This is a genomic window from Pedobacter westerhofensis (genome assembly GCF_900182595.1).
Taxonomy (GTDB): Bacteria; Bacteroidota; Bacteroidia; order Sphingobacteriales; family Sphingobacteriaceae; genus Pedobacter; species Pedobacter westerhofensis.
The window spans coordinates 299,804-324,536 of record NZ_FXTN01000005.1; the positions used below are offsets into that span (position 1 = coordinate 299,804).

At 45.2% G+C, this 24,733-nt stretch carries 15 protein-coding genes; 1 reads left to right on the top strand and 14 read right to left on the bottom strand.

Features of this window, described 5'->3' with window-relative positions:
* Positions 1 to 102 precede the first annotated feature (102 nt).
* The gene (locus FN831_RS11655) at positions 103 to 3,135 is read left to right on the top strand and encodes a glycosyltransferase family 117 protein (RefSeq protein ID WP_142528386.1); all 3,033 of its coding nucleotides are present in this window, start codon (positions 103 to 105) and stop codon (positions 3,133 to 3,135) included.
* Positions 3,136 to 3,398: 263 nt separating this feature from the next.
* On the opposite strand, the gene FN831_RS11660 is transcribed toward FN831_RS11655, so the two are convergent.
* The 14 genes from FN831_RS11660 to FN831_RS11725 all read right to left on the bottom strand — a co-directional run bounded on the left by FN831_RS11660 (position 3,399) and on the right by FN831_RS11725 (position 24,677).
* Positions 3,399 to 4,361, bottom strand: coding sequence for an acetyl-CoA carboxylase carboxyltransferase subunit alpha (locus FN831_RS11660; RefSeq protein ID WP_142528387.1), 963 nt, complete (start codon positions 4,359 to 4,361; stop codon positions 3,399 to 3,401).
* Between the two features lie 53 nt (positions 4,362 to 4,414).
* Positions 4,415 to 5,764, bottom strand: coding sequence for an MFS transporter (locus tag FN831_RS11665; protein ID WP_142528388.1), 1,350 nt, complete (start codon positions 5,762 to 5,764; stop codon positions 4,415 to 4,417).
* A 31-nt stretch (positions 5,765 to 5,795) separates the two neighbouring features.
* Positions 5,796 to 7,397, bottom strand: coding sequence for an alpha-amylase family protein (locus FN831_RS11670; protein WP_317132083.1), 1,602 nt, complete (start codon positions 7,395 to 7,397; stop codon positions 5,796 to 5,798).
* 155 nt (positions 7,398 to 7,552) lie between these two features.
* On the bottom strand, positions 7,553 to 9,874 hold the full coding sequence (locus FN831_RS11675) for a glycoside hydrolase family 65 protein (protein WP_142528389.1): 2,322 nt from the start codon (positions 9,872 to 9,874) through the stop codon (positions 7,553 to 7,555).
* A 6-nt stretch (positions 9,875 to 9,880) separates the two neighbouring features.
* Positions 9,881 to 10,555 (bottom strand): beta-phosphoglucomutase, encoded by a 675-nt coding sequence (gene pgmB, locus FN831_RS11680; RefSeq protein ID WP_142528390.1) that lies wholly within the window; start codon positions 10,553 to 10,555, stop codon positions 9,881 to 9,883.
* 14 nt (positions 10,556 to 10,569) lie between these two features.
* A complete protein-coding gene (locus FN831_RS11685) occupies positions 10,570 to 12,417 on the bottom strand; it encodes a glycoside hydrolase family 13 protein (RefSeq protein WP_142528391.1) in 1,848 nt (615 codons plus the stop codon).
* Positions 12,418 to 12,508: 91 nt separating this feature from the next.
* Complete coding sequence (locus FN831_RS11690; RefSeq protein WP_185960455.1) at positions 12,509 to 13,543, bottom strand: SusE domain-containing protein; 1,035 nt, start codon at positions 13,541 to 13,543, stop codon at positions 12,509 to 12,511.
* 98 nt (positions 13,544 to 13,641) lie between these two features.
* Entirely contained in the window at positions 13,642 to 15,210 is a 1,569-nt protein-coding gene (locus FN831_RS11695; RefSeq protein ID WP_142528393.1) for a RagB/SusD family nutrient uptake outer membrane protein, read from the bottom strand.
* Between the two features lie 18 nt (positions 15,211 to 15,228).
* Positions 15,229 to 18,213, bottom strand: coding sequence for a SusC/RagA family TonB-linked outer membrane protein (locus FN831_RS11700; RefSeq protein WP_142528394.1), 2,985 nt, complete (start codon positions 18,211 to 18,213; stop codon positions 15,229 to 15,231).
* Positions 18,214 to 18,683: 470 nt separating this feature from the next.
* Positions 18,684 to 19,697, bottom strand: coding sequence for a LacI family DNA-binding transcriptional regulator (locus FN831_RS11705; RefSeq protein ID WP_142528395.1), 1,014 nt, complete (start codon positions 19,695 to 19,697; stop codon positions 18,684 to 18,686).
* 16 nt (positions 19,698 to 19,713) lie between these two features.
* On the bottom strand, positions 19,714 to 21,165 hold the full coding sequence (locus FN831_RS11710) for a M28 family peptidase (protein ID WP_142528396.1): 1,452 nt from the start codon (positions 21,163 to 21,165) through the stop codon (positions 19,714 to 19,716).
* 84 nt (positions 21,166 to 21,249) lie between these two features.
* Positions 21,250 to 22,221 (bottom strand): polyprenyl synthetase family protein, encoded by a 972-nt coding sequence (locus tag FN831_RS11715; protein WP_142528397.1) that lies wholly within the window; start codon positions 22,219 to 22,221, stop codon positions 21,250 to 21,252.
* A gap of 66 nt (positions 22,222 to 22,287) precedes the next feature.
* Entirely contained in the window at positions 22,288 to 23,253 is a 966-nt protein-coding gene (locus FN831_RS11720) for a YpdA family putative bacillithiol disulfide reductase (RefSeq protein ID WP_142528398.1), read from the bottom strand.
* Between the two features lie 8 nt (positions 23,254 to 23,261).
* Positions 23,262 to 24,677, bottom strand: a complete 1,416-nt coding sequence (locus tag FN831_RS11725; protein WP_142528399.1) for an MBL fold metallo-hydrolase — start codon at positions 24,675 to 24,677, stop codon at positions 23,262 to 23,264.
* Positions 24,678 to 24,733: the final 56 nt, after the last annotated feature.

Below are 24,733 nucleotides of genomic sequence, written 5' to 3' on the forward strand. Positions count from 1 at the left end.
GCGTTATTTTTTGTTAAACTAAAATAATGTGTGTATTTATGTCAATCTTAATGATTATTTTCGGCTGCATTTTTATAGCAAAAAATTAGACAACAAATTCAAATGAACTACTCAAAAATTAATAACATTACGGGATGGCTGTGTTTCATCATTGCCAGCTTTACCTATATACTCACTTTAGAGCCCTCAGTTAGTTTCTGGGATTGCGGCGAGTTTATAGCCTCTGCCTTTAAAATGCAGGTAGTGCACCAGCCTGGTGCTCCTTTGTTCTTAATGATACAACGCTTTTTCTCGATTTTCGCCTTTGGTGATATACATAAGATTGCCTACTTCATGAATGTGGGCTCTGCCCTGGCAAGTGCGGCCACAATATTATTCCTGTTCTGGACCATCACGGCACTCGCCAAGAAGATGATCCCAAAACGCAATGAAGATTTAACGATGGGCGACACGATCACGATCATGGGCGCAGGTGTAGTCGGCGCACTGGCCTACACCTACTCTGACAGTTTCTGGTTCTCTGCAGTAGAGTCTGAGGTGTATGCCCTTTCTTCCCTGTTTACCGCTATTGTATTCTGGGGCATATTGAAATGGGAATCACATGCCGATGAGCCGCGTGCCGACAGGTGGCTGTTGTTTATTGCCTATATCATGGGATTATCCATCGGTATCCACTTACTGAACTTACTGACAATTCCGGCAATTGCTTTTGTATACTATTTCAAAAAAGAAAAAAACCCTACAAACGTAGGCATCTTCAAAACCTTTGCCGTAGGTATCCTGATCCTTGCCTTTGTGCAGTATGGTATTATCCAGTATGTAGTATCCTTTGGTGCATATTTCGATTTGTTCTTTGTGAACACTTTAGGAATGGGCTTTGGAACAGGAGTGGTGTTTTTCGCCATCCTGCTGATTGCCGGTTTTACCTGGGGTATCCGTTATTCAATCAAAACGCAGAAAAAGATTTTAAACCTGGCACTGCTGTCTACGGTGCTGATCGTTTTCGGCTATTGTTCTTTCGCCATGATCATCATCAGGGCTAAAGCCAATCCAAACCTGAACAACAGTAATCCTGACAATGCTTTCTCATTCCTCAGTTACCTGAACAGGGAACAATACGGAGACAGGCCATTGTTATTTGGCCCGAATTACAACTCTGAAAAAGTAAGCCTTACGGAAGGAAAAAACATCTACAGAAAAGGTGATACCAAATATGAAGTTGCCGGTAAAAAAACCGATTACGAATATGACAGGACTACACCTTTCCCAAGGATGTACAGTGATGAGCCAAGGCACGTAGAAGAGTACAAAACCCTGATGGGCTTTGACGACAGTCATTTCCCGGGCTTGTTCGACAATATCAATTACCTGTTCAAGTACCAGATCGGCAATATGTACATGCGTTACTTCATGTGGAATTTTGTTGGCCGCCAGAATGATGATCAGGGCGCAGGTATATACCAGGGCCAGTTCCTGAGCGGTGTAAAGCCGATCGATGCCATGATGCTGGGCGACCAGTCGCACCTTCCTCCATCTATCGTTGAAAGCAGCGCATATAACCGCTTCTTCTTTCTTCCTTTGATCATTGGGTTACTTGGCGCAATATGGCACTTTAAACGCAACCAGAAAGATGCCGGAATCGTTGGTTTGCTGTTCTTCTTTACAGGTTTGGCCATTGTGCTTTACCTGAACCAGAAACCGCTTGAACCAAGGGAGAGGGATTATGCCTATGCAGGTTCGTTCTATGCCTTTGCGATATGGATCGGCTTTGGTGTTTTTGCGATAAAAGACTGGGTATTCAAAAAGATCACCGGCCAGAATGCTGCGGTTGCGGCCACAGTAATCTGTTTACTGGGCGCTCCGGTAATTATGGGCGCACAGGGCTGGGATGACCACGACCGTTCTTCTAAACTGGTAGCGCACGATATTGCTGTGGATTACCTGGAGTCATGTGCTCCAAATGCGATCCTCTTTACTTATGGTGACAATGATACCTATCCCCTTTGGTACATCCAGGAAGTGGAAAACGTAAGACCTGACGTACGTCTGGTTAACCTGAGCTTATTTGACACCGACTGGTACATTGATGGTATGAAGCGCAAGCAGAATGAATCCGAACCGCTTCCGATCAGCATGAAACCTTCGCAGTATGTACAGGGCGTAAGGGATGTGATGTATTACCAGGATTATAAAATTGCCGGTGCTGTAGAGCTGAAAAACATCCTTGATGTGCTGCTTTCTGATGATGATGCCGACAAAATCCCGTTGCAAAATGGCACCAAGGAAAACTTTATTCCTACCAAGAACTTTAAGATGACCATCAATCCGCTGGACGTGGTAAAGACAGGAACAGTAACTGCGGCAGATTCTGCAAAGATCACTCCGGTTATGCAGTGGACCTTCAACAAGAACTACGTAACCAAAGGTACCCTGGCGATGCTGGACATCCTGGCCAACAACAACTGGAAGAGACCTATTTATTTTGCAAGTACAGTACCTTCAGATCAATTCAACGGTTTGGACAACTATCTTTATACAGAAGGACTGGCCATGCGCCTGCTGCCCCTTAAAATCGATACTGCAGCCGGAAGAAATGAGCTGGTAAATACAGATATCCTGTACCGCAATATGTACAACAAATTCAAATGGGGAAATGTAAAGGAGTCAAAATATCTTGACCCTCAGTCTTCAGATGATATCTCGATCTTCAACAATGTATTCAATACAACCATCAGCGGACTGATTAAAGAAGGAAAAATCGCTGATGCCAAAAAGGTAGTTACCCGCTATTTTGAGGTGATGCCTGATAAATTCTATGGAATGCGCTCCATGATGGGCACATACTTCCTTGCAGAAAACCTGTATACCCTGGGAGATACCCAGCGTGCAAACAGCCTGATGTCAAAATCAGCTGAGTACATCCAGAAAGAGCTGACGTACCTGGCAGATGTATCCCAAAGCAGGAACAGGTTTATCGGCGGACAGAACGTACAGCTCGGACTGCAGTTCCTGAACCAGATGGTAAAAACTGCCACCGAGCAGAAACAAACCAAACTGGCACAGCAGCTATCGCAACAATTCCAGGGTCTGGAAGCCCGGTTCTCACCATACTTCTCTCAGCAGCCACAACAGTAGGCTGGAGAAAACATAGGGCATAAAAAAGCGGCCTGCAATTTGATTTGCAGGCCGTTTTTTTATGCCTTATGTTGCTTGAGTAGGGAATGTTGATTTAGTAAAGGGTGTTGTTTCAGTATGCGATGTGCATTAATAAAGCATCCTGCTATATACTCCCAGTTTAGAATATCCCCCGGATCACCCCTTCCAGAATAAAAGTGATGCTGATTTCAATGCCTTCTGCTGCGTTTCAGCAGCAGGCAGCATTGAAATCAACATCACTTTTATTCATTCACCACACCCATTGAGCAGAATTTCTCAATCCGTGTAGCAATCATTTTATCTGTTTTCTCTTTACCAAGCTCCTTCAGATCCTGCAGGATCTGCGCTTTTAAGGTTTCGCCCATTGCAGCAGGATTCTGATGTGCACCTCCAAGTGGTTCTTTGATGATACCGTCAATCAGCTGATTTTTGTACATATCAGTTGAAGTCAGCTTTAAGCACTCTGCTGCTCTCTCCTTGTAATCCCAGCTGCGCCAAAGGATAGACGAGCAGGACTCAGGTGAGATCACTGAATACCAGGTATGCTCAAGCATATATACCTTATCACCGATACCGATACCCAATGCACCACCAGATGCACCTTCACCTACGATGAAACAAACGATAGGCACCTTTAAGACCGACATTTCCAGCAGGTTTCTCGCGATAGCTTCGCCCTGTCCGCGTTCTTCTGCTTCAATACCCGGGTAAGCACCCATGGTATCAATAAAAGAGATGACCGGCTTATTGAACTTTTCAGCCAGGCGCATCAGGCGCAGCGCCTTACGGTAACCTTCGGGATTAGCCATTCCAAAATTGCGATACTGGCGTTCCTTTGTATTTTTACCTTTCTGATGGCCGATGATCATTACAGACTGGCCGCCGATGGTAGCAAAGCCACCAATGATAGCTTTATCATCTCCTACGGTACGGTCGCCGTGCAGTTCAATAAAATCATCACAGATCATGCTGATATAATCCAGTGTTTGCGGCCGCTCAGGGTGGCGCGACAACTGAACTTCCTGCCAGCCGGTCAGATTGGTGTATAATGCGTTCTGAGTTTTGGATAATTTATCCTCCAGCTCTATTAGTGTAGCAGACATATCTACTTTTGTTTTATCAGCAACCTGTTTAACCTTTTCAATTTGCTGCATCAGTTCAGCAATAGGTTTTTCAAAATCAAATGACGTTTTTATCTGTTCCATAAGTGGGCGGTAAAAATAGGTAAAAAATCACAAATTCGTCTAATTTGGTTATTTTATTTGTCCTGTCCGTTTTGTATGTAAAGAACAGATACAGCGCCCAGGATCATGAATATTCCGGCCAGGACAATCGCATAGATCGCCTCGCCATGATAAAATTCCTTCACGATCAGCCCGCCGAACAAACCATTTACGATCTGCGGCATTGTGATAAAGAAGTTAAAAATCCCCATATACACACCCATTTTGCGGGCAGGAATAGCTCCGGATAAGATCGCATAAGGCATAGAGAGGATACTGCCCCAGGCCAGGCCAATACCAATCATCGAAAAAATCAGATGGTCAGGATTAGAGATAAAGTAAATAGATAACAGCCCCGCTCCCCCTGCGATCAGCGAAAAAGCATGTGCAATCTTCTTGCTCGTTGCCCTGGCTATAGCTGGCAGGATCAGTGCATACAGTGCCGAAACCCCATTATAGATACCAAACAAAAATGCCACCCAGTTACCTGCATCCGCAAATTTCACAGAAGAAGTATCTCCCGGAAGCACTTTATAAATATGCTGTGCAATGGCAGGCGTAGTAAACACCCACATCGAGAACAGGGCAAACCAGGAGAAAAACTGTACCAGTCCCAGCTGCTTCATGGTTAAAGGCATATTGGAGAAATCCGTAAGGATGGAAAGCACGCCCTTTTGTTCTTCAGTTTCCGGCTCCGCGGCATGGTATAAGGCCATTTCTTCCGGCGGATATTCTTTGGTATTCAATACTGTCCACAAAATCGTAAGCAGTAAAATTGCCGCACCGGCATAAAAAGAGTAAATTACATTATGAGGCACCTGCCCTGCTGCCGCTACTTTGGAAGCACCAAGGTACTCAGAAAAGATGTATGGCAGCCATGATCCCGAGATTGCACCTGCACCAATCAGGAAAGTCTGCATAGAGAACCCAAAGCTCCTTTGCTCTTCCGGCAGTTTGTCCCCCACCAGTGCCCTGAAGGGTTCCATCGCTACGTTGATCGAAGCATCCATGATCATCAGCATCCCTGCACCAATAATAATCGGGGGAAGAAAACTGGCCATTGCACCGGCATTGGGCATCAGGATCAGCGCAATTGCTGTCAGGATTGCCCCCACAAGAAAATAGGGGCGCCTTCTGCCAAAGCGGTTCCAGGTACGGTCACTGTAATAGCCGATGATTGGCTGTACAATCATTCCCGTCAGCGGTGCTGCCAGCCAGAACAGGGAAAGATGTTCCACATCGGCACCAAAGGTTTGCAGGATCCTCGAAGCATTGCCATTTTGCAGGGCAAAACCAAACTGTATACCAAAAAATCCGGCACTCATGTTAAAGATCTGCAGGCTGGATAATTTTGGTTTGGCGGCAATCACTTTATTTTCTTGCATATCAGGTTTTATTGGTTTTAGGCACCAGCACTTAGAAAACTAAGATCTGTGCAGTCATTGGCAATACCCATACAGGTATGGTATTATCTTGAATATCGTTTATTTTTAAATCCGACAGCTCATCATGAACCGCATGTACCGGCTTGCCCTGCAAAACATCAGCAGGAACATGCAGCTGGCATTCCATTCTGTAATGGCGGTCAAAATTGACCAGGATCAGCAAGCGCTGGTTAGCTGTATAGCGTATATAGCCATACATTCTCTTATTCATATTTCCGGCAACCGGGATCTCCCACAGCTTGCCTTTGGCAACAGCTTCTGAAGAACCTGCCAGCCGTAAAAGTTTTACGTAGTAATCCCGCAGCGCTTTTTGTTCCGTACCAAGGCCGGCACCATCAAAGGCCCCCCTGTTCATCCATTTCTGATGTTCCGGGACGCCCCAGTAGTCAAAGATCGACGTACGGTTGTCCTCGCCGCCAAATCCTTCAGCTCCGCGTGCAGGCTCGCCCACTTCCTGACCAGAATAGGTCATTACCGGTCCGCCGGATAAAGTTGCCGAAACTACCATCGCAGGCAATGCCAGTTCTGCCCTTCCGGCAAAACCGCCGGAGGCAATACGCTCTTCATCATGGTTTTCCAGGAAACGCAGCATATGATCGCCAAAGCCCGCACTTTCATGCTGCCAAACGCGGCGGATATCATTGACGTCGGCATTGTCTTCGCTCCTGATCAGTCTTTTGAGCCCGTCATATAAACCTACCTTGTCATACAGGTAATCAAACTTGCCTGCAGTAAGAAAGGAGTTGTATTTTGAGGGATCATAGGCCTCGCCGATAAAGACCAGCTCAGGATTGATTTTTTTTACTTCCGGGATCACCCAGCCCCAGAAGGCTAAGGGAACCATTTCTGCCATATCACAGCGGAAACCATCCACACCTTTTCGCGTCCAGAAGGATAAGATATCACGCATTTTTGTCCATACTCCCGGTATAGGATCAAAATGTTCTTTCTCCTGATCGAGATAATCTATACCATAATTCAGCTTCACGGTTTCATACCAGTCGTCCACAGAAGGGTGTTCCGAAAAAACATTATTCCCTGTGGCCTTTGCCGGTGATTCAACATAGTGATGTTGCTGCAAAGCGATCAATGGTGTTTGGTGGCCTGATCTTGGTCCCGGGACAACAAAATCCTTTCCGGGAACATAGTAATAATCATTCCCGGCGCTAAAGGCCAGATGCACATCATCGCCTTCGCCAAAGTCTTTAACACCGGCAGGCTTCATGCGCGATTGATATTCACGGGCCACATGGTTAGGCACAAAGTCGATAATCACCTTAAGGCCTTTTGCATGCGTCCTTTTGATCAGCGCCTCAAATTCTGCCATCCTGTTTTTTACATCGGTAGCCAGGTCCGGGTCTATATCATAATAATCCCTTACTGCGTAGGGCGATCCGGCCCTGCCTTTAACCACATTGGCATTATTTGCCGGAAGCCCGGCGTCACTATAGTCTGTCAGGGTTCCGTGCGAGATTACCCCGGTAAACCACACATGCGTAGTTCCCAGTTCCTTAATGCCCTCCAGCGCACGGTCGCTGATATCCTCAAACTTACCGCTGCCGTTCTGTTCAATTGTTCCGTAAGGAACATTATTTTATTGCTTATTGCCAAATAACCTTGGCAGAAGCTGGTAGATCATTAGTTTATTATTCTTTTCCTGTGCCATACCTGCATCCATAATTCCTGTAACCAGTACTATAATTAAGACAGCTGTGCGGCAAGGGACCTTCATACGGCCATCCCTTTCCAGGCAATTACCGTTTCACCTGCCGGCACACTGTGCAATTGGTTAAAGATATTAATGTCCATCATTGTTTTCGCAGGATTCACGATAGTAATGTCATCGCGCGTCACTTTTATTTTGAGTTGTACACCGCGGAAACCGATGTTAAAAGAGAACGAATTCCACTGCTCCGGCAGAAAAGGGCTGAATGAAAGCTGGTTATTGCGCACGCGCATTCCTGCAAATCCTTCAACAATACTCATCCATGTACCCGCCATGGAAGTGATGTGCAGCCCGTCTTCAGTATCATTGTTATAATCATCCAGGTCTAAACGTGAGGTACGCAGGTAAAACTCATACGCTTTTTCACCATCGTTCAGCTTTGCTGCCAGAATACTGTGCACACAGGGTGATAAAGAGCTTTCGTGTACCGTGCGGGATTCATAGAAATCAAAATTCCTGCGCAGCGACTCCATGTCATAGTCGTCTTCAAAGAAATACATGCCCTGTAAAACATCTGCCTGTTTGATAAAGCACGAACGCAGTATCCTGTCCCAGCTCCATTTCTGATTGATCGGGCGCTGTGATGCAGGCAGCTCGCTTACCAGTGTTTGTTCCTTATCCAGGAAACCGTCCTGCTGCAGAAAAATTCCCTTTTCCTCATCATACGGAAGATAGATATTTTCAGATACCGCTTTCCAGTCGGCAAACTCCTGTGCTTCCTCTAAGTTTACTTTCCCCGCGATCTCCTGGTATCTTGCAGGATCTTCTGCTTTCACAATCTCCGTTGCTTCTACCGCATATTTTAAACACCATGCTGCGAGTGTGCTGGTATACCAGTTATTGTTTACGTTGTTCTCATATTCATTTGGCCCGGTTACGCCGAGCATGACATACTGCTGTCTGGCTTCGCTCCAGTTTACCCTTTGTTTCCAGAACCTGGCAATGCCGATGAGTACTTCCAGTCCGTATTCTTTAAGGTAGCTCTGGTCTCCCGTGTACCGGATATAATTAAAAATCGCAAAAGCAATTGCCCCGTTACGGTGGATCTCCTCAAATGTGATCTCCCATTCATTGTGGCACTCTTCGCCGTTCATAGTTACCATAGGGTACAATGCCGCACCTTTATCAAATCCCAGTTTCTGCGCATTCTCAATGGCTTTTTCCAGGTGTTTATATCTGTAGACAAGCAGGTTCTTTGAAACTTCCTGCGGGGCTGTAGACAGATAAAAAGGAATACAATAAGCTTCCGTATCCCAATACGTAGAACCCCCGTACTTTTCGCCGGTAAATCCTTTGGGGCCAATATTTAAACGGGCATCCTTACCTGTATAAGTCTGGTTTAGCTGGAAGATATTAAAGCGTATGGCCTGCTGTGCAGCCACATCACCTTCAATGATAATATCACCTTCCTCCCATTTGGTAGCCCATGCAGCAGCCTGTTCTTCAAGCAATGCTGTAAAACCTTTTAGTACAGCAGCCTCCAGCACAGCGGTTGCGCTGGTTGTTAATTCCGCAGAATCATAGTTCTGTGAAGAAAGGTTAGTGGCTATCTTATAGATATCAACAGCTTCGCCGGCAGTTAAGTCAACAGCTGTCAGCTCGGCCAGATATTTATCCTTTACAGCAGTGTCTGCACTAAGCTGCGACTGGCCCGCTTTGGTAAAAACCAAAGTTTTAACTCCGGTAACTACATCAAAATCAGTTTTTTTCGTACGCATAGTCAGGTACGAGCCGCTGTCATTCTGCGTCCTGCCAACTTCATCCCAGAATTTTTCGTCATAGTTGGAGTCCTGGTTTTTCACATCCCCGTCAATGAAAGATGTAAGTTCTAGTTTCCCGGAGAAGTTAAGTGCAGTAAGCTGGTAGTGCAGCGCTGCAATCTCATCATTCGCAATGCTGAAAAATCTTTTAGCAGTTACACTGATCTGTTTGCCTGATGCCAGTTCTGCATTAAAACTACGTTCCAGGTAACCTTCTTTCATATTCAGGATACGCTTAAAACCTGTCACCTTGCACAAGTTCAGGTCCAGCTCTTCGCCATCAAGGCGAATGCCAAGGCCCATCCAGTTTGCTGCGTTAAGCACTTTCGCAAAGTACTCGGGATAGCCGTTTTTCCACCAGCCTACCCTGGTTTTATCAGGATAGTAAACACCTGCAACATAATTTCCCTGCAGGGTATCGCCAGAATAACTTTCTTCAAAGTTTGCGCGCTGTCCCATGCGCCCGTTGCCCAGGCTAAACAGGCTTTCTGATATTTTATTTAGATGAGGATCAAAACCTTCCTCTATAATATTCCACTCTTCTGCTTGTATGTAATTCTTCATCAGCAATTAGTTTTTATTCTTTTGCACTACCAGATCAATCAGCTGCTGTACAGATACGGCCGACAAATCTTTTACCCATATATCTGCGCCCGGCAGGTTCTTTTCCTCGCCTACGCCAACCACAGTCATTTTTGCCGCAATAGCAGCTTCTACACCTGCAGAGGCATCTTCAAAAACGATGCAATTTTCTGCAGCTGCTTTTAAAAGCTCTGCACCTTTTACAAATACTTCAGGATCAGGTTTTGAGGTAGTTACCGCATTACCATCCACGATCGCATCAAAAAAATGCGTAAGATTTGTGCGTTCAAGGATCAGCCCGGAGTTTTTGCTTGCAGAGCCCAGGGCAATCTTAATTCCCTTTGCGTGTAAAGCCTGCAGCAATTCCAGTGAGCCCGGCAGTACTTCAGCAGCAGACATCTTACTGATCATATCCACATACCATGTATTTTTTAATGTGGCGAGTTCTTCTTTCTCTTCATTGTTTTTTTGTACACCGCCCCAGTCTAATATTTTGTCCAGGGAGCGCATACGGTTTACCCCTTTGAGCTGTTCATTTTGCTCATGGCTAAAGTCAAAACCCAGGGAATTGGCCAGTTTTTTCCAGGCCTGGTAGTGATACACAGCTGTATCTACCAATACCCCATCCAGGTCAAAAATGCATGCTATCGTCGTATCTTCCATCAGTATCTATATTTTTAGTTCAGTTCCAGTACCAGCGTTGTTTGTGCCGGCACAGCAATCTCTGTATTTGTTTTCAGTTTCTCTCCGCTGATCACATTGCTCAGTGAGGTTGTATTTTTCATTTGACCAGCAAACCTGGCAGTTTTCAGCGTTTTTGCTTTATCCTCTGCGTTCAAAATTACCATTACGCTTTTAGTTCCTGCATCCGTTGTTCTGAAATACACATATATACCGTCTTCCGGTACATACTGGATCAGTTTGCCGGACTGCAGGGCAGGGCTTTGCTGGCGGAAATGCGCCAGTTTGCTTACATAATTGAAGGCTTCATTTTCCTGTGGGGTACGGCCTGCGGCAGTAAATTTACTCATTTTATCTCCTGCCCATCCGCCGGGGAAATCAGACCTTACCAATCCGTCAGGATCAGAAAAGTTTTTCATTAAAATCTCTGTACCGTAATACAGCTGCGGTACACCGCGCATCGTCAGCAGTAAGGCTATACCCGATTTGTATTTATTGATATCCTCTTTGATCAGGGAGTAAAAACGGCTCATATCATGGTTATCCAAAAAGATCGCGTTGCGGTTGGCATCCTGGTAAAGGAAATCCTGAGATAGAACAGTATACAACCTGAAAATACCGTCTGTCCAGCCGGATTTACCATTCAGTGCTTCATAAAACGTATTTTTGAGCATGTTGTCTGTCACGCCTGGAAGCTGTGTATCAAGTCCCCTGCTTACGGTATTACCCTGTGTAAAATAAGCCTGTGAGGCTACAGAGTTTACCAGTGTTTCGCCAAAGATAGACAGATGTGGAAACTCAGCTTTCAGCTTTGTAGCCCAGTCGGCCATATAAGCCGGTTCATTGTAAGGATAAGTATCCAGTCTCAGTCCGTCGATACCGGCATATTCGATCCACCAGATATGGTTTTGTGTCAGGTAATTCTGCACATAGGGGTTTCTTTCATTCAGGTCTGGCATGGTAGGTACAAACCAGCCGTCCAGCATTTTCTTCCTGTCGCCTTCCGCAGCATGAGGGTCCATTACAGGCTCATCGCGATAGCTGCTTTGTGTGTATACCGGCCATTGGTTCACCCAGTCTTTCATTGGCAGGTCTTTAAAGATCCAGTGACCTGTGCCGATGTGGTTATGCACGATATCTTTGATGATTTTTAAGCCATTTGCGTGTGCTTTTTCTACGTAAGCTTTAAATAAGGCATTGGTTCCGTAACGCGGATCAATCTGATAATGATCCGTTACAGCATAGCCGTGATAAGAAGCCTTTGGCATATCATTTTCTACCTCCGGTGTCATCCACAGCGTAGTTACGCCCAGGTCTTTGAAATAATCCAGGTGGTTCATCACACCCTGTATATCTCCGCCATGGCGGTAATACATCGAGTCGCGGTTGAGCGTTTGTTCTGCCAGTCCTTTCACTTTATCGTTAGATGGATCGCCGTTTGCAAAGCGGTCTGGCATCAGCAGATAGATCAGGTCTTTATTGGTTACGCCCTGGATGCGGGATGGAGAGGCATCTCTGTTTTTCAGCTCATAGCTGTAATCGAATTTCTTTTTGCCGTTTTCCATAAAGGAGATCGGGAATTTGCCTGCTTTCGCAGCGGCGGATATCTCCAGGTCGATGAAGAGATAGTTAGGGTTTTCAACCTGGTGTACTTCTACCAGTTTCACACCGGGATAATCCAGCTTTGCTGTATAGCCTTTGATATTTTTACCATGCACCAGCAGCTGCAGTTTAGGATTTTTCATTCCTGTAAACCAGAACAGGGGATCCACATGATCCAGTTTAGACTGTGCCCAGGTATTTGCGGATAGCAGCACCAGGAAAATAACGCATAACTTCTTCATTTTTTTGCTTGTTTTCTAAAACTGAACGGAAAGATAAATTGGAGAATAAAAAAAATGCCCCGACCGTAATCAGGGCACCGGTGGTGTGTTTTTATTGTAATAGTATCGAATAAACGTAGTTTCCAGGGATACTCACGTTAAATGTAATCTTGTAAGTGCCTGCTGTTACAGGGATAGCCGTGCCGCCTGCTACCAGCGTACCGTCTGCAGTAGCGTTGCTTCCAAAGTTGATGTCGTCCGTTCCGTTAGCCCTGAACTTGATTGTTCCGGCAGACAGCGCTTTGGTTACTGTCCATACTTTGGTAGTGTTGTCATAGGTCATTGGTGCTTCAACATTTCCTGTTCCCGAGCCCATCACCGCCCATGTAGTTTTTACTGCAGAGTACGTCAGTGCAGTAGTGTTTGCTTTAAGCTGGTAATATCCCGCTCCATTGATCTTCAGGTTATCGCCTGCGCCTGCTACAATCTTGCCCGCAGCAGAAGTTCCGTAAATGATATTGTCCCAATTAGGCGCAGAAGTGATTTTGAACTCATTCACTGGGTCCGGGAAATAAATATATCCTTCATACATTTTGTTATCCTCTACAGATGATATTTTTGATGCTGTGGCTGGCGCCCATCCCTGATATGCACCTGGCACATAAAGCGAGGGATAATCAATGATGATCTGGTAAGGAGTTACGGTAAAAGTCAGCGTGTTTGAATAGGCGGCAGGATGTTTATCACTGATGGTCGCTTTGACCCTCAGATCGATTTTTCCGGCTACACCATTTGTCAGCTTCAGCTGATTGGTAATGCTGTTGATATCTGCAACGGTAATGGTTTTTGTAAGCAATGATCCGGCTGATATTTCCTTGGGCGCTTTAAAGTTATTTCCCGAGATATCTACCTGGACAGTGTAAGATACCACACTGCCTTCAAACCCAAAGGTTGATGCAGTCCAGTTGAAAACGCCGAAGTTAACTGCGGCATTTTCTTCTTTTAATACCTGTGTTGTCAGCGCAGAAGAGGTTACAGCCGCTGCGGTGCCATTTCCGGCAACCACTTTAGTTTCGTCTTTTTTGCAGGACATGAACAATAGTATAAACATACTAAAGGCCATAAATTTTGTAAATAATGATTTCATATTTTTATGATTACATCTGTCAGATATAGCCATTGAGGGTTAAATACTATAGCTTTTTGTGCTGATACATTTATCCTCAATGGTTAATCTCTATTCTATTAATAGCCTGGATTTTGTGTTAAGTTCGTATTTGCAATTACATCAGCTGTAGGCAAAGGAAAGATATTACGTGTTGCATCAACTGCACGTCCGGCTCTTACACCACCTTTCCATGGCCATACGTATGAACCGTCTGTAAATCTACCGTAGCGTACAAGGTCGGTACGTCTGTAACCTTCCCAGTAAAACTCTTTTGCTCTTTCTGTTAATATATTGTCCAGTGTGAGTGAGGATACGTTTCCTGAATCATTCCCGTAGGCACGGCTGCGTAAAAGGTTTACATAAGTCAGCGCAGTAGCGGTTGTACCACCTGTACCACCACGCAGCACAGCTTCTGCATAATTAAGGTAAGCTTCTGGCAAACGGAACAATGGAAAATCAACCGAGGAGAATGTACCGTTGTTGGAAGTAGCTGGAACACCTGCCTGGTTAATGTTCTTAAATTTCGTTACCCGCAGGCCGTCAGTAAACACCCCGATATCATCATTGGCAGCTTTGGTACCAAAAAACAGGTAGCGCTGATCTGTGGCCGAGGCATTACCAAATAATGCCGGCAATGTTGAGCTGGCATGGATACCGCCCCATCCCCCATTCGGCACACCGAAAGAGGCAGGGTTCATATCACCATTGATCGATGCATTGATGATGAAAGTTGTACCCCCATAGTTTTGCGTAAAGTTTCCATCGTAATTGATTGCCAGGATTGTTTCCAGGTTGTTCTGATCGTTATCAGAGAGGAACAGGTTTTTGTAGGCCGGTTGCAGTCTGTAGTTTCCTGCGATGACTTTACTGGCATAAGTAATTGCTTCAGTATATTTCGCTGTTCCGGTATATACTGCAGCATTAAGGTACAAACGTGACAATAACATATCTGCAGCACCTTTGGAAGCGCGACCGTATTCAGGTGTTGTCATCAGCAAAGGTTCAACTGCCAGCAGTTCCGATTCTACATATTTGAAAAGGTCGGCACGTTTGATCTGTTTTGGTGAAACGATACCGATGGTATTTTCTTCGGTAAGAATTGGCGGATTGCCAAAAAGGTCCATCAGCACCCAGTACTGGTAAGCGCGCAGGAATCTGGCTTCTGCCCTGTAGCCAGCGATATTGGTTGCATCAGCTCCCGTGATATTACGGGAAGCCAGTTTCTCATCTGTACTCTCGCGAAGGAATTCGTTTGCTACCGTGATTTGGTACAGGCTTCTGGTATATAATCCGCGCAGGATGATGTTATCCGCACTGAAGGTCATGTAATTCAGGTCGTACACTCCCGCATCGTTCCATACGCACAAACCTTCGTCAGAAGTCAGTTCCTGTGCATTCCAGTACAGACGGATAAAGTCGGACGTACCTGCATCGATACCGCCCAGGTCGCTGTTGCCGGATCCGGAGCCACTGGTAGTTGCAAAACTTGCATACACTTTTGCCAGTACTTGTTTATATCCCGCTGGTGTAGCGTAAACCACATCAGAAGTAAGGTCATTTGTAGGCGTTAAGTTCAGGTCTTTTTTACAAGACGAGAGGGTAGCCATTAAAATGGCTGCAGCCGTAAATATTTTATATAGTTTCATCTTCTTATCTATTATTTATTAAAAACCAACATTGACACCCAGACTATATGTTCTTGGTCTCGGGTACAGGTTATAATCAATTCCTGTACTATTTTCAGGATCAATACCTTTGTAGTCAGAGATTACAAATACGTTCTGAACATTTGCAGTGAAGCGCAGTGTAGTGCTTCTGTTTGGAGAGATCCTTCCGAAGTTATAGGCCAGGCCTGCGTTATCCATTTTCAGGAATGAAGCATTGCGGACATAGTAATCGCTCAGGAACTGGTTGGCTGTAAAATTAGTCTCCAGTAAATTGCTGCCTGCATTGTTGATCAGTCCGCTTGGGCTCAGCACATTTCTGCTTACACCCAGGTTAGAAGAAACGTTGTCATACATATAGTTGCCCAGGTTTCCGCGAAGTACGGTGCTCAGTGTCCATTTCTTGTAGTTGAACGAAGTAGTGAAACCCAGGATCACTTTGGCCTGCGGAGATTTGTAGAAGTACCTGTCCTGGTCGTTCACCACGCCATCATTGTTCAGATCCTGGTAGACACCTTCGATAGGCGCGCCCTGTGCATTATAAACCTGTTTGTATACCAGGAAGGCACCAGGATTGTAACCTGCAGCATTCCATTTCAGTGTAGTACCGGTTGCGCCGGTAATGTCGCCCGCACCGATTTTATAATTAGGATCCGGATTTAAAGACAGATTGGTTACTTTGTTTTTGTTGTAGGTAACGTTGAAGCCCATGTCCCAGTTGATGTCATCGCTTTTTACAATAGCCACATTGATGCTGGCTTCGATACCTTTGTTTTCCATGTTACCAACATTTGTCAGCAATAAGTTGCTGAAGTTGGTTCCTACCGGGATAGGTACAGTGCTCAGCAGGTCTTTGGTTTTTTTGTAGTACACATCTACACTACCAAAAACGCGTCCTTTGAACAAACCGTAATCGATACCTGCATTATAGGTGGTAGAGGTTTCCCATTTCAGGTTTGCATCGTATGCAAGCGGGGTATAGAAGTGGTAGTACTGACCACCGATATAGTACTGCTGCTCATTTACACTGTTGTAATAGTTTGGCAGGTAGCTCAGGTTGGCAATACCATCCTGCTGACCGGTAATACCATAACTTAAACGCAGTTTCAGATCAGAAAACACTTTGCTTTCTTTCAGGAAATCTTCATTGATGGCTTTCCAGGTAAAACCTGCCGACGGGAAATAGCCCCATCTCTGGTCTTCACTGAACTTGGAAGATCCATCAGCACGCATTGTACCAGAAAGGATATATTTATCGGCCAGTGTGTATACCACACGTCCATAATAAGAGAGCAACCTGTTTCTCTGTACATCAAAAGGAAATACCGGAGTGCTTAATAATCCGCCTATTGCATTGTAGCTGTTGAAATTGTAGGTAGTAGTGGCGTTATCATAGTAACCATATCCGGCCGTAGCGTTGATGTTACTGTTGATCCCTTTCAGGTCCTTTGCATAATTGAAATAGACCTCTGCCAATTTATTATGTCTTACAGAGTTATATTGTGTTGCTGAACCATTGGTAGCAAAACTCTGCGCTGCATAAGCAGGGATGTTGGTTGTTCCATATCCTTTAGACACATCATAACCTCCATTGGCATTCAAATGTAATTCCGGCAGAAAATGGAAAGAGTAATCCAGTCTTAAGTTACCAAAGCTTCTGTCGGCTTTACCAAGGTCAGTTTTCTCTTCAATCAGTCCGAGAGGGTTCCTTGGTGCATTCGGATTTAACTGTCCTGTAGAACCTACCCATTCAAAGTAATTGCCATACGGATTATTCGCATAAACAGGCTGGGTAGGGTCAAACTGAATGGCAGCCTTCACCGCATCCTGGTTGGCAAAGCGGGATTCGCTCAGGGTTCCTTTTAAGTTCAGGTCTACTTTCAGGTGGTTATCAAAGAAAGTTGGGTTTAATGTCAGTGCAGCAGAAGCACGCGTCAGGTTATCCGTAAGCAGTGAACCTTTCTGATCCAGGTAGCCACCAGAGAAACGGTAAGGAACTTTTTTAAATGTTCCGGCAATGCTCAGGTTGTTGTCTGTACTGAATACATTTTTATAGATGACATCCTGCCAGTCGGTATTTGCCGTTCCCAGCAAAGCTTTCTGATCAGCAGTACCATTGGCGTTTACGTAGGTACGAATCTGGTCCGCAGATAATACATCTACTTTTTTGGCAACTGTTAAGTAGGAATTTACACTACTGAAGTTGATCACAGGTGCACCCGATCTGCCTTTTTTGGTGGTGATCAGGATTACCCCGTTAGAAGCTCTTGAACCATAAATGGCTGTCGCATTTGCATCTTTCAGGATCGTAAAGGTCTCAATATCGTTTGGGTTGATCAGGCTCAGCGGGTTACCTACACCGGCGATCACGTTACTACTAGTTGCCCCTGGTAACAGGTTACTGCTGAAAGGCACCCCATCAACAACGATCAGCGGATCATTACTGGCATTCAGTGAAGCCCCTCCCCTTACACGGATTGTACTTCCTGAACCAGGTGCACCACCGTTTGAAGTGATAGATACACCGGCAACTTTACCGGAGATCAGCTGCTCCGGCGAGGTGATATTACCCTGCTGGAATTCTTTTGCACCTACTGTAGTAATTGATCCTGTCAGATCCTTCTTTTGTGCAGTACCGTAACCGATTACTACCACTTCATTTAGATTTTGTGCATCAGGTTTGAGGGAAAAGTTGGCAACCGTATTTGCCTGTACCGTTACATCCATATCAATGGACCGGTAGCCAATATAAGTTGCTGTTAAAGTAACAGAACCACTGGCCACACCAGTCAGCCGGTAATTACCTCTCGCGTCTGTGCTTGAAACTTTTGTCTGACCTTTTACCTGTACCGAAACACCGGGAAGCCCCAGTCCTGTTTCGTCAACTACTTTACCAGTTATGGTACCGGTTTGTGCCTGTACGGCAAGTGCTGCGAAGGTTAAAACCAGCAGCAAAACTCGCCTCATCACGTAAAATACTTTCATATTTATTGCTCTTTTTGGGTTATATATTTGGGTGTTATCTGAACGTGCATAACGCTCTGTGTAAATTTACATCCGGCATCAATATTTCCAAATTTTATATCAAAATAATATTTAACGCAGTATTTTATACTCTTAAAAAGAGATTTTCAGTCAACAAATTCTTCACAACTTTTTACACAATTCTAAAAAAGTACGACATAACAAATTGTATTACAAATACATATGACTTTTTTAAGACAATTTAAAGTGTTTTTTATACACTAAGTGAATTTTGGGCTATTTTACGGGAACGATACCGGGAACGTTCCCGGTATTACTGACTATCTGATTATATAAGTCAGATTTAAAACCTTGGATTCTGCGTATTTTGCTTCAGTCCACAGTTTTTTTTCACAAAAACAGCCCGGAAAAGCAGCCTCAAAACTGCTGCAAATTCTGCTGTAAAAAGCAGCAGGACAAATGAAATTATTTTAGAGTTTCGCGGTGGAGTTTCGCTTGATCAGTTTGGAATCCAGCACAACAGTTTCGCTGCTGTTTACCAGTTCCGGCGACTCCAGCATTTTGAATAAAAGAGATGCAGCCTCTATACCGATTTGTGTAGACGGTTGTGTTACTGTTGTGAGCGAAGGGTTAAGCAGGGGAGCAATCTGCAGGCTGGAAAAGCCCACCACTTTAACTTCCTGCGGTATGGAGATATTCATATCATAGCAGGCATAATACGTAGCAAATGCCAAACGCTCTACGGAAGTAAATACGCCGTCAGGTTTAAGCCTGGTAAACATATCTTTCAGGATCACATTATTCCGCTTATAGCTGTTCGTACAGTCAACAATCAAATTGTCATCAAACGGGATCCCGTATTTCTCCAGTGCATCAAGGTAGCCCTGCATCCTGGTTTTTCCAATAGACAGGTTTTTGTTGATCACCAGATAGGCAATGCGTTTACAACCCTGTTTAATCAGGTGACGGGTAGCAGAAAAACTGCTGTCATAATCATTTGTGATTACCCGCGGGGTAATGATATCTTCATAAACCCGGTCGAAAAATACCAGCGGCAGGCGCTGCTGGCTCAGTTCATTCAGGTAGGTATGGTCATTGGCTTCGCCTGATACCGACATAATGATCCCATCGGCGCGCCCGTTGTGTAAATGCCTGATAAAAGAAACCTCCTTTTCGTAATCATCATCTGTCGCATAGATGAGGATATGATAACCCTTGCCCCTGGCAATTCGTTCTATACCATGAATGGCCTGTGAAAAAAAGTTATTTCCCAGTTCGGGAACGATGACGGCAATGGTCTTGCTGCGCTGTTCGCGCAGGTTGCTGGCGTAATGATTTGGCTGATAGTTGTGTTCTTTTGCTGCTGCCAGTATTTTGTCCTTGGTTTCCTTGCTGATGTCACTATTATCCCTGAACGCCCGTGACACGGTCGAGGTAGATAAGTTGAGCACTTTTGCCAGTTCCTTTATATTGATATTACGCATCTCAGCAAATATATGATTAATCTTTCCAGCGCCATTCTCCCGCTATCCTTAACGGCAGTTCGAGTTTATTGGCAATCAGGAAAGCTTTGAGTTTATCTTCCGTTTGTCTTTCTACAGGAATTACGGGCGTATTTGCAAGGCCGTCGATCAGCATGGCACTGTAGCGCACTGTGTTTTTGAGTTGCTGCTCATCCACCAGGCCAAACGAGTCGCCATCAGAATGGTAAAACTGTCCCGAGTGATTTGGCAGCTCGCCCCCTGCGCCACCTCCTGTAGGGATTCCCTCCAGCATAAAGGGCTGATGATCGCTGTGCAGTCCTGCACCGGCACGGAACACATTTTTAAAACCTGTATCTATCTTTGTAATCTGGCTGCCCCAATCCGTAAACAGCGTTTTCATTTCTTCGCGACTTGTTGCAAATCCTTTCGGATCATTGGTCATATCATAATTGAGCATAAATTTCAACTGGCCGAGCTCATGTTTTTCCTCTGCGTCTTTAATGTATGCCCTGGAACCAAGCAAGCCCTGCTCTTCGCCCATAAACATCACAAATTCTATCGTACGCTTAGGTTTTAAATTAAGAACTTTAAATGTCCTGGCCATATCTATAACGGCAAAAGAGCCGATACCATTATCTATAGCTCCGGTGGCCAGGTCCCAGCTGTCCAGGTGACCGCCAACTACAATCTTTTCTTTGGGCAGGCTGCTGCCTTTGAGTGTGGCCACCACATTCCTGGCTTTGATCATGCCGGAGAAATTGGTCATGTTCAGGCTGGCGTACTGCGGCTTCAATTTAAGTTGTTCACGCAGCTGCATTCCATCTTCAAGGCCGATGCATACCGCAGGTACAGGAATCAGCTTACCTGTTACAGAAGCAGTTCCTGTAAGCAACACTCCGCCTTTTACACCATTGATGATGATTACACCTATTGCTCCGTACTTTGTAGCAATCGCTGTTTTTTCAGACCTGTGCAATGTGGGTGTCCCCGCCGGAGATCCGGGCAGCACGCTCAGGTAAATCAGCGCGATCTTACCTTTCACTTTGTCTTTATCTTTCTGGTAATCTTCTTCGAGGCCATTCCCCATATCTGCAATTGCGCCGGTAACCGAAGCCTTAACCGGAGAATGGGCAAGGGTGACAGATTTCAGGGTGCTCAGGGCTGAGGGCGCGTCCCCTATTTTGGTTTCATTGGTCAGCCTGCTCCAGCTTTCTACCTGAAAAGGCTGGTAGCGCACTTCATAGCCATAGGATTTGAGTAACTTATATGCATATTCTTCTGCTTTAGTTCCATTGGAAGATCCTGTTAAACGGTGTCCGATAGTTTCTGTTGCTGATTTCAGGTTGCCATAGGCAGCGGAGTGCGACTGTACTTCAGCATTGATCTTTTGGAAATCTGCAGAAAGGTTATCCTGGGCATAGGCCGAGAAAGCCAGCCCCGTAATCAGGAGGGAGAGTGAAAGCTTCATGAATATTAATTTTTGCTGAAATTAAGCTTAATAACAAAGCCAGCGAAATTAATTTACGATAAAAAACCAAGAGGAACAAAAAGGTTACTTCTTGCGTTCAGTTGTATAACGCACCAGCTGTTCAAGTCCGGTCCTTGCATCACTTTCTTCGAAAGTATATAAGATATCAAATGCCTCCTGCTGATACTGCGCCATTTTCTGTTCAGCGTAATGCACACCCTCATTCTCATTTACAAAATCGATGATCTGCTGTATTTTGGCGGGTTCATCATTGTGGTTTTTCACCAGGTTGATGATCCTTTTCTTTTCTGTTTTGCTGGTACGGTTCAGCGCATAGATTAACGGGAGTGTTACTTTTTTCTCCTTGATATCTATTCCAAGCGGTTTACCCACGTCATCTGTACCAAAATCAAAAGTATCGTCCTTAATCTGGAAGGCTATGCCTACCTTTTCACCGAACAAGCGCATTTTTTCGATCGTTTCTTCATCGGCACCTGCCGATGCCGCACCACAGGCGCAGCACGATGCAATCAGGGAGGCTGTTTTCTGGCGAATCACATCGAAGTACAGCTCTTCGCCAATGTCCATTCTCCTTACCTTTTCGATCTGCAGCAATTCGCCCTCGCTCATTTGTTTCACTGCTTCAGAAACGATCTGCAGCAAACGGAACTCATTGTTGTTTACTGAGAGCAGCAAACCTTTGGCCAGCAGGTAATCGCCCACCAGTACGGCAATTTTATTCTTCCAGAGGGCATTAATGGAGAAGAAACCCCTGCGCTCATAAGCATTGTCAACCACGTCGTCGTGTACCAGCGTAGCGGTATGCAGCAATTCTACCAGAGCGGCGCCACGGTGTGTAGATTCGATAATACCTCCGCAAAGCTTGGCGGCAAAAAAAACAAACATCGGTCTGATCTGTTTGCCTTTTCTTTTTACAATGTAGTGAGTGATACGGTCCAATAAGGGCGCATCACTATGCATCGAGGCTTTGAACTTTTCTTCAAAGACTGCTATATCTGCGGCTATGGGTTTCTTAATCTGATCTATTCCTGGCATTCAGGTTTAAAATTTGTGCAAACTTAATTAAATTCAGCTAAACGAATGCTTTATTTAAAAATGATGTTATTTTTTGGAGCTGATATGTTCAAATATCTGTTCTGCATGCACCCTTGAATTCTCGATAAACCATTTGTGGGTATCCATCCCGCCACATACTACACCGGCCAGGTACAGTCCGGGCTGGTTGGTTTCCATAGTTTCAGGATTATAAAAAGGAAGATTGGAAACCTCAGCAGATGCTACCCCCAACTTTTGCAGCATCTCAAAATTCGGTTTATACCCGGTCATTGCAATCACAAAGTCGTTCTCCAGCCTAAGGTCCCCGTCAGGGGTTTTTACGGTAACCGTATGTTCTTCAATGCCTGTCAGTTCAGAACCAAACAAGGCCGTGATGGAACCTTCCTTAATCCTGTTCTCAATATCAGGGCGTACCCAGTATTTCAGATGAGGGCCAAGTTCCGTACCGCGGATCACCAGCGTTACCTTTGCTCCCTTACGGTAAGTTTCCAGCGCGGCATCAATGGCAGAGTTATTTGCGCCAACCACTACCACATTCTGAAAAGCATACAAATGTGGGTCTTTATAATAATGGGCAACTTTGGGCAGCTCCTCGCCCGGAATGTGCATCAGCACGGGCACATCATAGAAGCCTGTAGAGATCACTACCTTTTTCACTTTATAGCTGCGTTTTGAAGTAAGCACTTCGAAATCGTCAGATGCTGTTTTTTCAACCGTTTTTACCTCCTCAAAAAGATGCAGGTTAAGGTCAAACTTTTCTGCCACCCGGCGATAATATTCTACCGCTTCATTGCGGTTTGGCTTGGGGTTGATGCTTACAAAAGGTACGCCTCCTATTTCCAGTTTCTGTGAAGTGGAAAAGAAAGTCATAAACACCGGATAGTTATATAAACTGTTTACAAGCGCCCCTTTATCTACGATCACGTAACTCAGGCCGGCTTTTACCGCCTCTATGCCACAGGCCAGTCCTATCGGGCCTGCCCCTACAATCAATACATCATATTCTTCCATAGGGTAAATCAGCTCCTTATATCTTGTGTTGAGGCTATAGCATCTGTTCTTTTCAGATCTGTCGCTTTTATAGCAGCATAGCCACCGGCAATATCAATTACATTTTCTACGCCCCTGGCTTTGAGAATGGAGGCTGCGATCATAGACCTGTAACCTCCTGCACAATGCAGGTAATAGCTGCCTGATGGGTTAATCTCATTCGTCCAGTCGTTGATATAATCCAGCGGGCGGCTGGCTGCAGTCTCCAGATGACCGGTTTCGTACTCACCAGGTTTGCGCACGTCCATTACGGACAGGTCCGGATGCGCACTGAGCGCTGTTTCAAAATCTTTAACGGATACTGAAGCAATTGTATCCAGTTCCTTGCCGGCTTCCTTCCAGGCTGTAATACCACCTTCAAGGTAACCTATGGTATAATCATAACCTACCCTTGCCAAACGTGTGATCGCCTCTTCGGCTTTGCCTTCTTCTACAATCAGCAGCAGCGGTTGTTTCAGATCGGTAATAAGGGCACCAACCCAGGGTGCAAACTGGCCGCCGAGACCAATGTTAATAGAACGGGGAATAAATCCTGCGGCAAATTGCTGCGGGTCTCTGGTATCCAGCAGCAAGGCACCTGTATGGTTTGCGGTAACTTCGAAATCCTCCGGCGAAAAAGGAACCATCCCTTTTTTCTGTACATCCGCAAAGCTGGCATATCCAAACTTGTTCATGGCTGCATTCTTTGCAAAATATTGGGGCGGCGGCAATATACCTTCTGTTACCTCCGCGATGAAATCTTCCCTGCTGGCTGCCTTTAAAGCATAATTGACCTCTTTCTGGTTGCCCAGCGTATCGAAGGTTTCCTTGCTCATATTCTTACCGCATGACGAGCCTGCCCCATGAGCGGGATAAACCAGAATATCGTCTGGTAAAGTAAGGATTTTAGTATGGAGCGAGTCGTACAGCACACCTGCCATCTCCTCCATCGTCTGCGTTCCTTTCTGTACCAGGTCTGGCCTGCCTACATCACCAATAAACAGGGTATCGCCGGTAAAGATACAGTAGGGCCTGCCCTCCTTATCGCTCAGCAGATAAGTTGTAGATTCCGGCGTATGCCCAGGCGTATGTAATACCTTAATGCTGACTTCACCCAGCTGAAAGACCTCAGCGTCTGCAGCGATATGTGAATCAAAGTTGGTGACCGCCGTTGGCCCGTAGATAATCTTTGCGCCTGAATGACGGGCAAGATCTACGTGGCCGGAAACGAAATCGGCATGAAAATGCGTCTCAAAAATATATTTGATTACCGCACCTGCCTGTTCTGCCTTTTTTAAATAGGGCTGAACTTCACGCAGCGGATCTATGATAGCAGCCTCACCGTTACTTTCTATGTAATAAGCCGCTTCGGCCAGGCAACCCGTATATATTTGCTCTATCTTCATGATATTCAAAAATAAGTTTAATATCCTTTGATTGATCTTCTAAAATTTCCTTCTTA